This is a genomic window from Streptomyces erythrochromogenes, assembly GCF_036170895.1.
Lineage (GTDB): Bacteria > Actinomycetota > Actinomycetes > Streptomycetales > Streptomycetaceae > Streptomyces > Streptomyces erythrochromogenes.
In genome coordinates this window covers 1,118,377-1,131,085 of sequence record NZ_CP108036.1, presented here as the reverse complement: position 1 = coordinate 1,131,085, position 12,709 = coordinate 1,118,377, and the positions used below count along the sequence as shown (strand labels likewise).

The 12,709-nt window shown below is 72.5% G+C and carries 9 protein-coding genes and 3 pseudogenes; 9 read left to right on the top strand and 3 right to left on the bottom strand.

The genetic code is table 11. From position 1 onward, the window contains the following. Positions 1–49: 49 nt before the first annotated feature. The 6 genes and pseudogenes from OHA91_RS05460 to OHA91_RS05430 form a co-directional block, all read left to right on the top strand. A pseudogene (locus OHA91_RS05460) lies at positions 50–391 on the top strand (class II aldolase/adducin family protein); the annotation flags it as partial. Continuing rightward, positions 289–603 carry a hypothetical protein gene (locus OHA91_RS05455; protein ID WP_266494649.1) on the top strand — a complete coding sequence of 105 codons (315 nt, stop codon included), beginning with the start codon at positions 289–291 and terminating at the stop codon, positions 601–603. The pseudogene OHA91_RS05460 and the gene OHA91_RS05455, both read left to right, overlap by 103 nt. A gap of 120 nt (positions 604–723) precedes the next feature. Continuing rightward, entirely contained in the window at positions 724–1,773 is a 1,050-nt protein-coding gene (locus OHA91_RS05450; RefSeq protein ID WP_107064639.1) for an aldose epimerase family protein, read from the top strand. 410 nt (positions 1,774–2,183) lie between these two features. Further along, a pseudogene (locus OHA91_RS05440) lies at positions 2,184–3,166 on the top strand (acetylxylan esterase). 107 nt (positions 3,167–3,273) lie between these two features. Continuing rightward, the gene (locus OHA91_RS05435) at positions 3,274–4,674 is read left to right on the top strand and encodes a GH1 family beta-glucosidase (RefSeq protein ID WP_328738734.1); all 1,401 of its coding nucleotides are present in this window, start codon (positions 3,274–3,276) and stop codon (positions 4,672–4,674) included. Positions 4,675–4,697: 23 nt separating this feature from the next. Further along, positions 4,698–5,234, top strand: a pseudogene (locus OHA91_RS05430) (alpha-xylosidase); the annotation flags it as partial. Between the two features lie 167 nt (positions 5,235–5,401). Here OHA91_RS05430 and xylA read toward each other — a convergent pair. Next, on the bottom strand, positions 5,402–6,574 hold the full coding sequence (gene xylA, locus OHA91_RS05425) for a xylose isomerase (RefSeq protein ID WP_328738732.1): 1,173 nt from the start codon (positions 6,572–6,574) through the stop codon (positions 5,402–5,404). A 93-nt stretch (positions 6,575–6,667) separates the two neighbouring features. Between xylA and xylB the strand changes: the two genes are divergently transcribed. From xylB to OHA91_RS05410, 3 genes are all read left to right on the top strand, one after another. After that, on the top strand, positions 6,668–8,098 hold the full coding sequence (gene xylB / locus OHA91_RS05420) for a xylulokinase (protein ID WP_266494655.1): 1,431 nt from the start codon (positions 6,668–6,670) through the stop codon (positions 8,096–8,098). Positions 8,099–8,111: 13 nt separating this feature from the next. Next, a complete protein-coding gene (locus OHA91_RS05415; RefSeq protein ID WP_031147322.1) occupies positions 8,112–9,323 on the top strand; it encodes an ROK family protein in 1,212 nt (403 codons plus the stop codon). A 344-nt stretch (positions 9,324–9,667) separates the two neighbouring features. After that, positions 9,668–10,129, top strand: coding sequence for a hypothetical protein (locus OHA91_RS05410; protein WP_158714720.1), 462 nt, complete (start codon positions 9,668–9,670; stop codon positions 10,127–10,129). Between the two features lie 15 nt (positions 10,130–10,144). Here the strand turns inward: OHA91_RS05410 and OHA91_RS05405 are convergent, their stop codons facing one another. Continuing rightward, the gene (locus OHA91_RS05405; RefSeq protein ID WP_328738729.1) at positions 10,145–10,612 is read right to left on the bottom strand and encodes a hypothetical protein; all 468 of its coding nucleotides are present in this window, start codon (positions 10,610–10,612) and stop codon (positions 10,145–10,147) included. Further along, entirely contained in the window at positions 10,521–12,218 is a 1,698-nt protein-coding gene (locus OHA91_RS05400) for an ATP-binding protein (RefSeq protein ID WP_328738728.1), read from the bottom strand. The genes OHA91_RS05405 and OHA91_RS05400 overlap by 92 nt, the downstream gene beginning before the upstream one ends. Positions 12,219–12,709: the final 491 nt, after the last annotated feature.

The following is a 12,709-nucleotide window of genomic DNA, read 5'->3' as shown; positions in this document are numbered from 1 at the left end:
GACCTGGTTCGTCGCCAGGTCAGCGGCCTCCGCCGGGAACTCGTCCGTAATGGCCTGGTGGTCTGGACGGCGGGCAATGTCCCCCCCCGCGTTCCCCGCCGAGGACCTGTGGGTCATCAAGCCGAGCGGCGTCTCCCACGACGAGCTGTCGCCCCGGAACACGATGCTCAGTGACCCCGACGGGAACGTCGTCGAAGGCGACCACGCGCCCTCCTCCGACACCGCCGCACACGCCTACGTCTACCGGCACCCGCCCGAGGCCGGGGGAGTGGTGCACACCCACTCGACATGGGCGGCCGCTTCCGGCTGGTCGCCAACGAGGTCGACGTGGTCGAAGCCCCGGCTCCGCTGCCCAACCTGCCGGTTCGCCCGCGCCGTCTGGAAGCCGCGTCCGGACCTGCGCACCTCCACCGAGGCCTGGCTGACAGCCGGAGCGCCGACCACACCGTACTCTCCGGCCCCCTCGGTGCCGAGGAACTCGACGACCTCGCGGAGATGCTCGGCGTGGAACTCCTGGTGATCGACGCCGGCACCGCCATCCGCCGGTTCACCAAGGAGCTGCGCTGGAACCAGGCCTACCACCGACTGGCTCAGGGGATGTGACCTCGCCCGCCCCGAGCCGATGACGCCCGCCCATACGGCGGGCATCGCCCCCCTCCCCGCCTCGTCGAACGGAGTAGTCGCGTGTCGCGAGACGCACTCGTGTCCCATGGTGAACTGACGGTGACCCAGGAGACTGCCGCAGAGCTCCCGGACGGACGGCGTATCACCCGCTGGACGTTTGGCTCCCCGGAGCGCGTGACGGCGGAGGTGCTCAGTCTGGGAGCCCGCTTGCAGGCCCTGCACACGCCGGACCGGAACGGGCGGCGGGCCAACGTCGTCCTGGGCTGCGAGAGCACAGCGGATCTGTTCGGGGAGGCTGCCTCCTTCGGCGCGACGGTCGGCCGCTACGCCAATCGAATCGCCGGCGGAACGCTGCCCCTCGACGGCACGACGCACCGGCTGGCGACCCAGCAGGACGGCCACACCCTGCACGGCGGACCGGACGGCTTCGCCACCCGCCTCTGGGACGGCGTGCCGGTCCGCGTGGGCAGGCGGGCAGGCGTCCGTCTCCGCATGGACAGTCCCGACGGCGATCAGGGATTCCCGGGCGCCCTCACGGCCGAGGTCACGTACCTGCTCGGCCCCGACGGTGAACTCTCCCTCACCTACCGGGCGACCACGGATGCCCCGACGGTCGTCAACCTCACCAACCACATGTACGTCAACCTGGCCGGCGAGGGCTGTGGGACGGTGCTCGGCCACCTGCTGCGGGTCGAGGCCGCCCGTTACACCCCCGTGGACGCAGAACTGATACCGCTCGGTCCGGCCGAGTCCGTCACCGGCACACCGTTCGACCTCCGCGAGGCCCAGACGATCGGTGCCCGCATCACCGAGGAACACCCGCAGATCCGCCGGGCCGCCGATGGCTTCGACCACAACTGGGTGCTCGACGGCACCGGGCTCAGGCGGGCCGCCGTCCTGAGCCACCCTGCCAGCGGCCGGCGCGTCGAATGCCTGACGTCGGAGCCGGGGCTCCAGGTCTACACCGGAAACCACTTCGACGGCTCGCTGACCGGCCGCTCCGGTCGCCCGTATTTCGCGTACGCGGGCATCGCGTTGGAGACCCAGCACTTTCCCGACTCGCCCAACCGGCCCGAGTACCCCTCCACCCTCCTGCGCCCGGGGGAGGAGTACCGCTCGACGACGGCGTACCGCTTCTCGACCGAGTAGGAAAGGCCGACGTGATGCTTCACAGCCGCCGACCGCTCCGCCGAGCACCCGGTCCTCACCGCACAGCTCACGGTGACCGGGACGGCCCCCGCGCCCCGCGTGGTCGTCGACTTCGACGACCACGCGGACACCGCCACGTCGACGCCACCCGCACCAGCGGCGACGCAGTGACCCCGGCCGATCCGGTGTGGCCCGCGGTGCTTCTCTTCCGCGACGTCGATCTCTCCGGGGCGGTCCGGGGGGAGGCCGAGACCCGCCCTCGAGAACGCGGGGTGCGGGGAGGCGCGGTGGCCCGTCCGGGGGGACGGGCCACCGCCCCTCCCCACACCAGTGCCCGGACCTGCGAGGCAAGGCTCCCTGTGGCCGCCAAGCTCCGCTGCCTCGTCACCTCTCCGACCGGAGGAAGCCCCATGCCGCTCACCGACCTCGACGCGGACGAACTCGTCCGCTACCGGCCAGAGTTGTCCGATCCGAGGGATTTCGACGCCTTCCGGCGGCGGACCCTTGCCGAAGCCCGGTCGCACGACGCGGCGATCAAGGTGGAACGGGTCACCGCCCAGCACCTGCTGAGCACCGTCGAGTCGACGACGTGCGCTTCCCCGGCTGGAACGGCGAGCCGGTGGCCGCCTGGCTGCTGCGCCCGCGCAACGCGGCCGGACCGCTGCCGGTCGTCGTTACCTACATGGGCTACGGCGGCGGACGGGGACTGCCCACCGACCACCTGTTCTGGTCCGCCGCCGGCTACGCCCAACTCGTCGTCGACAGCCGGGGCCAGGGCCACGACACCCCGGACCGGGGCATGGGCGACGGCACGCAGTGGGTCGAGGGCTTCATGACCCGCGGCATCGACTCTCCCGACACCTACTACTACCGGCGATTGGTCACCGACTGCGTGCGAGCCGTGGAGGCGGTCGCGGAGCTGCCCGGACTCGACGGCCGTCGGATCGTGGTGGCCGGAGCCAGCCAGGGCGGCGGTCTGGCGCTCGCCGTCGCCGGTCTCGCCGGGGACCGCGTGGCGGCGGCGATGCCGGACCTCCCGTTCCTGTGCCACTTCCGCCACGCTGCCGCGATCTGCGGCGACGGCCCGTACCAGGAGATCGCCAAGTACCTGCGCTGGCAGAGCCGCCACCGCGCGGAACCGGCCTTCGCCACCCTCGACCACTTCGACGGCGTCCACTTCGCCCGGCGGGCCACCGTGCCGACGCTGTTCAGCGTGGGCCTGATGGACCCGGTCTGCCCGCCCTCCACGGTCTACGCCGCCTTCAATCACTACGCGGGCGAGGACCGCACCATGACCGTGTGGCCGTTCGGCGGCCACGGCGGCGGCCACGGCTCCAACCCGCCCGTCCAACTGGCCTGGCTGCGCGAGCGCGACCTGGCGCCGGCGCTCTGACCGCCCCGCACCACCGGACCGGGCAGACCGCGCGAGGCCCCGCGCGCCCACGCACTGAGCCCCGCCCCCGAGACTGAGGAGCAGGACAGACCCATGAGGTACTGCCCATGAGCACCCCGGCCTTCCCGGAACTGCCCACCGGGTTCTGTTTCGGTGCCGCGATCGCCGCCTACCAGATCGAGGGCGCCCACGACCAGGACGGCCGCGGGCCGTCCATCTGGGACACCTTCAGCCACACCCCCGGCCGTACGCTCGACGGTGCAACGGGCGACACCGCCTGCGACCACTACCACCGCTACCGCGAGGACGTGGCCCTGCTGCGCGGGCTCGGCGTCGACAGCTACCGCTTCTCGATCGCCTGGCCCCGCCTGCTGCCCCGGGGCACCGGGCCGGTCAACGCCAAGGGCCTGGACTTCTACGACCGCCTGATCGACGAGCTGCTGGCCGCCGGAGTCGCACCCGCCGCCACCCTCTACCACTGGGACCTGCCCCAAGCCCTGGAGGACCGCGGCGGCTGGCGCGTCAGGGAGACCGCCGAGGCGTTCGCGCAGTACGCGGCCCTCGCGGCCGAGCGCTACGGGGACCGGGTGGTGCGCTGGATCACCCTCAACGAGCCGTACTGCTCCGCCTTCGCCGGCTACGCCGAGGGGCGGCACGCACCCGGTGCCGAGGAGGGCCGCGGCGCACGGGCGGCCGCCCACCACCTGCTGGTCGCCCACGGCCTCGCGATACGGGAGCTGCGCGCCGCGGGCGCCCAGGAGGCCGGGATCACCCTCAATCTCGACCGCATCCATCTCGCCTCCGCCCTCCCAGAGGACCGGGCCGCCCTGCGCCGTGCCAAGGTCCTCCACAACGAGGTCTGGACCGAGCCGCTCCTCGCGGGCCGTTACCCCGCGCACGAGGCCGAGACCTGGGCCGGCCTCGCCGACGGCCCCTGGCGGTTGCCGGGCGACCTGGAACTGATCGGCGCCCCGCTGGACTTCCTCGGAGTCAACTTCTACCGCCCGGTGACGTTCGCCGCCGCCCCCCACGGCGAGGCCGACCCCGAAGTGCGCACCGCCGTGGACATCGGCGTCACCGAGCTGGACCGGTACCGGGCCCGGCACACCACCATGGGATGGCCCGTCGTCCCGGACGCGCTCACAGAGTTGCTCCGTGAACTCCACGCCCGCTACCCGCGGCTTCCGCCGGTCTGGATCACCGGGAACGGCTCCGCCGAGGGAGACACCGTCGGCCCCGACGGCCGGGTCCATGACACAGAGCGGATCGACTACCTCGCGGACCACCTCGCCGCCGTCGCCGACGCCATCTCCGCAGGGGTGGACGTGCGCGGCTACTACGTCTGGTCGCTGCTGGACAACTTCGAGTGGGCGCGCGGCTACGGCCAGCGTTTCGGCCTGGTCCACGTCGACTACGACGCCCTGACCCGAACGCCCAAGGACAGCTACCACTGGTACCGGGGCCTGATCACCGCGCACCGCGCCCGGACGGAGGAACCTGCACGATGAAGTTCACCGACGGCTAATGGCTGATGCCCCCGGGCGTCACCACGCGTTACGCCACCGAGGTCGCGGACGTCCGGGCCGACGAGCACCGGATGACCCTCTACGCGCCGGTGGAGCACGTGCGCGGCCGCGGCGACACGCTCAACAGTCTGTTGCTGACCGTCGAGTGCCGGTCGCCGGCCGAGGGCGTGATCGGGGTCCGCGTCACGCACCACGCCGGTTCGGTGCGGCGGGGGCCGGAGTACGCGCTGCCCGGCGCGCAACCGGAAGTGGGAAAGGTGCACCAGGACGGCGCGGTGGTCGAGCTCAGTGCGGGTGAGCTGTCGCTGCGGGTGGACACCTCCCAGCCGTGGCGCCTGGAGTTCACCGCCGGCGGACGGATGCTGACCTCCGTGGGCGAGCGCGGCACCGGCTTCGCCACCGACGCCGCCGGCCGGCACTTCATGCTCGGGCAACTCTCCCTCGGTGTGGGTGAGTCGCAGTACGGGCTGGGGGAGCGGCTCACTCCGTTCGTCAAGAACGGGCAGATCGTGGACATCTGGCAGGCCGACGGCGGCAGCAGCGTGGACTGCTTCAAGGCCGACTTCGGTGTACTGGGTCGGCGACTGCGAGTCGCACTTCAACGCCATGGCCGAGTCACTGCGCGGCGGCCTCTGTCGGCCCCCTGGCGGTTCCCTCGTGGCGGAGCCGGGCCGTGGAACGTCACGGCCCGGTTCATGGGCACACCGGCTCAGCGGGCGCCGAGGAGGTGTTCGAGGGCGAGCTGGTCCAGCTGTTCGAAGGCCATGCCGCGGCGGGCGGCGGCATCGACGTCGAACTCGTCGAAGGCGGACCGGTCGGCCAGCAGCCCGGCCAGGCCGTCCTCGGCGGTGGGGAGAGCGAGTTCGGGCAGCCGGGAGGAGGCGAACGCGGCCTGGACCTCCGGATCGGCCCGGAAGGCGCGGGAACGCTCCGCCAGGAGCAGGTAGTTGCGCATGCAGGCGGCCGCCGAGGCCCAGACGCCGGCAGAGTCCTCGGTGCGCGGCGGCTTGAAGTCGAAGTGGCGGGGGCCGTCGTAGCCGGCCGACTCCAGCAGGTCGACCAGCCAGAAGGCCTGACGCAGGTCGCCCGCTCCGAAGCGCAGGTCCTGGTCGTACTTGATGCCGGACTGGCCGTTGAGGTCGATGTGGAACAGCTTGCCGTGCCACAGGGTCTGGGCGATGCCGTGCGGGAAGTTCAGCCCGGCCATCTGCTCATGGCCGACCTCCGGGTTGAGGCCGACCCGCTCGGGCCGGTCCAACTCGTTGATGAACGCCAGGGCGTGGCCGATGGTGGGCAGCAGGATGTCGCCGCGCGGCTCGTTGGGCTTGGGTTCGATCGCGAAGCGCAGGTCGTAACCCTGGTTCTCGACGTACTCGCCCAGCAGGTCGAAGGCCTCCTTCAGCCGGTCGAGGGCGGTGCGCACGTCCTTGGCCGCGCCCGACTCGGCGCCCTCGCGGCCGCCCCAGGCGACGTAGACCGAGGCACCGAGTTCCACGGCCAGGTCGATGTTGCGGATCGTCTTGCGCAGCGCGTACCGGCGCACGTCCCGGTCGTTGGCGGTGAAAGCGCCGTCCTTGAACACCGGGTGGGTGAAGAGGTTGGTGGTGGCCATCGGCACCTTCAACCCGGCCGTGTCGAGTGCGGTGCGGAAGCGCTTGACCGCCTGCTCGCGTGCGGTGCCGCCGGCGGCGAAGGGGATCAGGTCGTCGTCGTGGAACGTGACGCCGTAGGCGCCGAGTTCGGCCAGCCGCTGCACGGTCTCGACCGGGTCGAGGGCGGCTCGGGTGGCGTCGCCGAAGGGGTCCCGGCCCTGCCAGCCGACGGTCCACAGGCCGAAGGTGAACCTGTGCGCGGGAGTGGGGACGAGCGGGTCGCTGGTCATGAGGCGCTCCGGATCAGGGCCGAGGGCTATTTGTAATGACGAAAAACAAATTAGTATGCCGACACGCCAGAAGGAACCCCACCGGAGGAACGCATGTCTGCACAGCGTGTCGTGATCGGTGTCGACAGCTCGACCCAGTCCACCAAGGCCCTCGCCGTCGACCTGGAAACCGGCGCCGTCCTGGGCGAGGGCCGCGCCGCGCACGCCGTCAGCGCGGGCGCCGGACGCGAGAGCGACCCCGACCAGTGGTGGTGGGGGCTCGGCGAGGCCATGGCGGGCACCGGCTGGGCGGATCGTGCCGCCGCCTGCTCGATCGCCGGCCAGCAGCACGGCCTGGTCACCCTCGACACGGCGGGCCGGCCGGTGCGCCCGGCGCTGCTGTGGAACGACGTCCGCTCCGCCCCGCAGGCCGCCGAACTCGCAGCCGCGTTCGGCCCGGCAGAGCTCGCCCGCCGCACCGGCAGCGTCCCGACGGCCGCCTTCACGGCCGCCAAGTGGGCCTGGCTGCGCGCCAACGAGCGTGCCGCCGCAGACCGCGTCGCGGCCGTCCGGCTTCCCCACGACTTCCTGACGGAGCGGCTGACCGGCGAGGCGGTCACCGACCGCGGTGACGCGTCGGGAACCGGCTGGTGGGGCCCGGACGGCTACGACCAGGACGTCCTCGGCCGGATCGGCCTCGACCCCGGGCTACTGCCACAGGTCCTCCCGCCGGGCGCCCGGGCGGGCGTCGTCCGAGCAGGGATGCCACTGCGCGAGGGCGCGCTGGTGGCCACCGGGACCGGTGACAACATGGCGGCCGCCCTCGGGCTGGGCCTGACGCCCGGACGTCCGGTGCTGAGCCTCGGTACCTCCGGCACCGTCTACGCCGTCGGCCGGACCCGGCCCACCGACCCGAGCGGAACCGTCGCCGGCTTCGCCGATGCCCTCGGCGGCTGGCTGCCGCTCGCCTGCACGCTCAACTGCACCCTCGCCGTGGACCGCTTCGCCGCCCTCGTCGGCCGCGACCGCGAGGACGTCGAGGGTGGCGGCACGGTGGTGGTGCTTCCCCATCTGGACGGCGAGCGCACTCCGGACCTCCCGGGTGCATCCGGCCTGGTCCACGGCCTGCGCCACGACACCACGCCGGGACAGCTGCTCCAGGCCGCCTACGACGGCGCCGCCCAAGCCCTGCTCGCGGCCCTGGACGACGTGTTGCGTGCCGGAGGCGAGAAACCCGCCCCCGACGAACCCCTGCTGCTGATCGGCGGCGGAGCCCGCGGCCGGGCCTGGCAGCGGACCGTCCTGCGGCTGTCCGGTCGAGCGGTTCAGGTGCCCGCGGCCCAGGAACCGGTCGCGCTCGGGGCCGCCGCCCAGGCCGCCGCACTGCTCACCGGTGAGCCTGCCGACGCCGTCGCCCGGCGCTGGCGGACCGCCGAGGGCCGGGTGCTGGAACCCGTGACCCGTGACGACGACACGCTCGAACGGATCACCAGTACGCTGCGGCGGGCGCGGGCGTTGCAGGAGGTCCCGCCGGGAGGGCGATAGGAGGGTCGGGTCAATGACGGGGATCGGCAGGGCGAGCGGGGGCGTGGACGCCGCGCCCGCCTCGCAGCAGGGGATGCGTCGGCAGAACCTCGCGGTGGTGATCGGCGCAGTCGCCGCGCACGGCCCGCTCTCCCGGGCGGACGTCGCCGGGCACACGGGCCTGACCAGGCCGGCCGTCTCCTCCATGGTCGACGAGCTCATCGGTCGCGGAGCGCTGACCGAGACGGAGACCGCGCCCAGCGGACGGGTCGGCCGCCCCGGACGGGCACTGGCCCTGAGCGATCGGGGTCCCGCGGGCCTCGGCCTGGAGATCGGCGTCACCCATCTCGCCGCGTGCGTCGTGGACCTGCGCGGTGAACCCCGGGTGTGGCGTCGGGTGGAGCGGGCCAACGCCGGCCGGCCGGCCGGGCAGGTGCTGGCGGAGGCCGCCGCGCTGGGCGCCGAGGCGGAGGCCGAGGCCGCCGCCCTCGGCCTGCGCGTCGAGGGCCGCGTCCTGGCCGTGCCGGGGGTGGTGCCGAACACGCCGAGCGGGCTGATCGCGAACGCGCCCAACCTCGGCTGGCAGGCGGTCCGCCCCGCCGACCACTGGCCCGACCCCGGCACCGTGCCCGAGCCGGAGAACGAGGCCAACCTCGGGGCGCTGGCCGAGCAGTGGCACCAGGGACACCCCGCCGAGACCTTCGTACACGTCTCCGCCGAGGCCGGAATCGGTGCCGCACTGGTCATCGGCGGACAGCTGTTCCGGGGCGCCCGCGGCTTCGCAGGCGAACTCGGCCACCTGCCCGTCCACCCGGAGGGCGCCCGTTGCGCCTGCGGGGCACGCGGCTGCCTGGAGCAGTACGCGGGCGAAGCGGCCGTGCTGCGCGAGGCCGGGCTGGGACATGTCGGCGACCCGGTGGCCCTGCTGGCCGAACGGGCAGGCGCCGGGGACGCGTCGACCCTTCGCGCCCTGGACCGCGCCGGACGGGCCCTGGGACTCGCCCTCGCCTCGGCAGTGAACCTGATCGACCCGGACTCCCTCGTTCTGGGCGGCGCCTACGCCGAACTCGCCGACTGGCTCCTCCCGTCGATACGCGCCGAACTGGCCGTCCGGGTCACCGTCCGGCCCTGGACCCCGGAGGCGGTGCGCCCCTCCGCGCTGGGGCGCCGCGGACCGGTGCTGGGCGCGGCATGGTCGACCGTCCGACAGATCATCGCCGATCCCACCCGCCTGCCTGCCCGCTAGTGCTCTGACCGCATGGGTTCGCAACGACGACCAGTACCGGTGGGGCTGGACCGGCACGGCCATCTCCGGCGATCCGCCCGTCCACGGCTGCTCAGGGGTGGCGCGGAGCGACTTCCTGCTCGTGGACCTGTTCCGGGCGCCGCTGGGCGTGCAGGCCCCGGGACCGTGACGGTCCGGGGCCTCGTGCGGTGCACTGCCTCCCGGCCGTGCCTGGCGTGACGGGTCCGGGCATGAGTGGGCCGCAGTGGACTCCCCTTGGGCCCTCGGATGGACACGTTCCCCGACCATGATCGGGAACACGCGGTGCGCATCAGGTGCACCGACATGTCTGCCTTGGAGGTCCGATGGCAAGCAAGGTGATACGCAGGTCTGGCAACACAGTGTTGGCGCTGCTGATGGCGGCCGGGGCCGTCGCGGTGATGCCGGGTACCGCGGCAGCAACCAGCGGCGGCGGGTGTGGGACGAGCCGGCTGGTCGGCTCCGTGCCGGATCCGAGCAGCCCCGTCCCGCGCCAGCTGCGTACCATCCTCGACGTCCGCACCTGCATCAGTGCCCGTGGGGCCAGCGTGTACCCGGACGCTTACGTCACCCCGGTCATGCAGCAGGCTCCGTGCTCTCTGCAGATCTCGTACGTCGGACCGAACGGCAACAGCAACCGGGAGACGCCCCGCTACGCCTCGGGCCGCATCGTGTACCAGCAGCCGGCCGGCGGGGTACGCGGCACGTACCGCACGGTGCTCCACCTGAACTGCATGTTCGCCGACAAGGACAGGGCGGAGAGCCCGGATTTGCACCTGGCCTGGTAGGCCGGGCACGCGGCTTCAGGGATGGGCCCTGCGGCAGAGTTCGCGAACCCACAGGTGGTCGCTCACCTGGTGCAGGGCTTTCGCCAGGTGGCGCCGGTAGGTTCCGAACGGCAGTCCCAGACGCAGCGCGGCGGACTGTCTCGTGCGTGCCGAGTCGATGAACGTCGTCGTCAGCAGGGCGTGGAACGGCTCGGTGCCCGGGCTCTCGCGCAGTGCGTCGACGGCGTCCGTCAGCCCGTGCCGCACTCGGGCCGCGAGGTCTGCCTCCCCGTATCCGGCGAGCAGTGCGCTGCGGGTGAGCGGGTTGGCTTGGAGCGCAGCCGGTCGGTGCCAGTTCCTGAAGGCGTCGTGGAGGGCATGCTCGAACTCGGTGCGGCTCAGTGCAGCCGGCTCACCGGTGCCGGGCGTGCCCCGTCCCGCGTTCGGATTCGTCCCGTCGAGTTCGAGCCGTCCAATAGCGGTGAGCCATTGCCGCAGGGGCATAGCGCGCCAGTCGTGCGCGTACAGGATGGGTACGCGGTCGTCGGCGCCGGGTGCAGAAGCGAGCGGATGCTGGTCGAGGTAGGTGAAGAACGGGCGCCACCACTGCATACCGGCCAGGGCGACGTAGGACCAGGCCAGGTTCTGCGAGTGCAGGATGGGCGAGCACCCGGTGCAGCAGCATGTCCGTGATCGGCGACGGCTCCTGCCGGCCGTCGGGAGGGACGAGAAAGCGCGCGACGGCGAGGTGCTCGCCGTCGCGCAGCGCTGCGGTCTCGCGGCAGTGCTCCCAGACAGTCGCGAGGACCGGATCGGCGGACGTCTCCGGCCCGTCGGGCTTCCGCAGCTCCAGCCATGCTGTGAAAGCCACGGGCTCGCCGGTGTCGGTCCGGCGCAGCACCCGAAAGGCGTCTGGGCGGCGGGCGATCCAGAACCCGGCCGCAGCCGCCGCCTGAGAGCCTTCGGCGCGCTCGGTCAGCCCGAGCAGTGCTTCGCGATCCCGGGAGTGGTAGTGGTCCTCATGGACGGAATCCGCTTCCTGCCATGTCACGAAGCGCCCCATGAAGCCACCCGGCCGGTGAAGGTGTGTCAGAGCCATGGCTGCGGGGAGGGCGGAAGGGCCCCCGGCTGTGAGGGCGCGGGAGACCACATGGGTGCGTACCCGCTCATGCATGTCCGCGTACCCCTGCGGGTCTCGCCACCTCATGTCGGCGTCGAGGACCGCGCGCACCGCGTCGTGCGGAGACAGCCCGCTCGGACCGGAGTCGATGTAGGGCTGTCGGCGAAGCCAGTCGAAGAGCGGCGCCGGCGCCGTGCTGGGCAGGACCTCGCGCAGCAAATCCTCCCTGGTCGCCCGAGTGTGGGCACACACCTGAAGGGCCCGGAGGTGATCCGGACAGGGCACGTCGCCGACGAGGTGATCGCGCAGTCTCCGGACGAGGTCGTGGGACGGATGCCACATCGCCGGGTGTGTCGGGCCGTAGGCGGCGCTCGCAGCGGCCAGCCGCAGTGCCAGGGGGTGCCCGCCGGCGAAGTCGAGCACTTTCTCGTGCAGCTCCGGCCGCACTCCTTCGGAGTGCAGCAGCTCTGCGGCAGAGTCCGCGGCCAGTTCCGCAAGCCGGACGACACGCAGGGCCCGCCGCCAGCCGGGGTCGGCGACCCACTGGTCGGCCGGTGCGCGCCGGGCCGTCATGACGACGAGAGTGCCCCTCGGAAGCAGCGGGAGGAAGCGGTGGGGAAACTCTTCCTCCCATGCCTCGCACTGGTCGGAGTCGTCCACCAGCAGGACGGCTCGCTCGTGCATGCGGACCTGGTCCGCCCACACCCCCCAGAGCACGGGCCAGCAGGTGGTCCTTCGCAGATCGACGCGGACCACGGGCCTTTCCGCCGCCGCGGCCTCGTCCTCGAACCGCTGCAGCAACGTCGACTTCCCGATCCCGCCCGGGCCGTGCAGGCACAGAACCGCCAGCGTGTCGGCATCGTCGGGACGGCCGCCAAGAGCCTCTCGGAACAACCCGATCTCTGCCTCGCGTCCCACGAACAGTCCCCGACGTGCGGCACGCAGCCGGCCGTACAGCTGCGCCTCTTCGAGGCTCGGGTCGTCGGACATCTGTATCTCCCATGCCTGTGTATCGGTGATCAGTGGAGGGGAAAGTGAGGGGAAAGGTTCACGTGGCGATTGCGGTCTGTGGGCGTTGCCTTGGCTCTCCCTCGGCACGGCGGCTCCATGGCGATCACTGGGCGCTGAGCGGGTTCGAGGGCGACTGGTGGTATGGCAGCCTGGTGCGGCCTCTGAGCGTCGTGGGCCCGGCCAGGCGGCGCCTTGGCTCCCGGCCCGGATCCGTACACCGGTACGGCTGGGTGGTTGGAGGATTCCTCGGCCTCGCCGGTGACGAGAAGAACCTGCCGTGTCGCGCCGCGGATCCGGGCCGGGTTTCGGGGCCCACGCCCGCCGTTGCCCGGGCACCACCGCGCAGGTTGCCCACCTTCGGGTGGATGACTGCAGGCACCGCACCTGTGCGGTGCCCGGCGTGGCGGACGCGGGAGCGGGCGCCGGCACGTTCTCTCCCGCACGGCGGCTGCCGAACGGGCATCGACGGC

Bases quoted from the DNA above. Each gene is read 5' to 3' on its own strand.
- OHA91_RS05455 (WP_266494649.1), top strand. From the start codon at position 289: ATGGGCGGCCGCTTCCGGCTGGTCGCCAACGAGGTCGACGTGGTCGAA.
- OHA91_RS05435 (WP_328738734.1), top strand. From the start codon at position 3,274: ATGAGCACCCCGGCCTTCCCGGAACTGCCCACCGGGTTCTGTTTCGGT.
- xylA (WP_328738732.1), bottom strand. From the start codon at position 6,574: ATGACCAGCGACCCGCTCGTCCCCACTCCCGCGCACAGGTTCACCTTC.
- xylB (WP_266494655.1), top strand. From the start codon at position 6,668: ATGTCTGCACAGCGTGTCGTGATCGGTGTCGACAGCTCGACCCAGTCC.
- OHA91_RS05415 (WP_031147322.1), top strand. From the start codon at position 8,112: ATGACGGGGATCGGCAGGGCGAGCGGGGGCGTGGACGCCGCGCCCGCC.
- OHA91_RS05410 (WP_158714720.1), top strand. From the start codon at position 9,668: ATGGCAAGCAAGGTGATACGCAGGTCTGGCAACACAGTGTTGGCGCTG.
- OHA91_RS05405 (WP_328738729.1), bottom strand. From the start codon at position 10,612: ATGCCCCTGCGGCAATGGCTCACCGCTATTGGACGGCTCGAACTCGAC.
- OHA91_RS05400 (WP_328738728.1), bottom strand. From the start codon at position 12,218: ATGTCCGACGACCCGAGCCTCGAAGAGGCGCAGCTGTACGGCCGGCTG.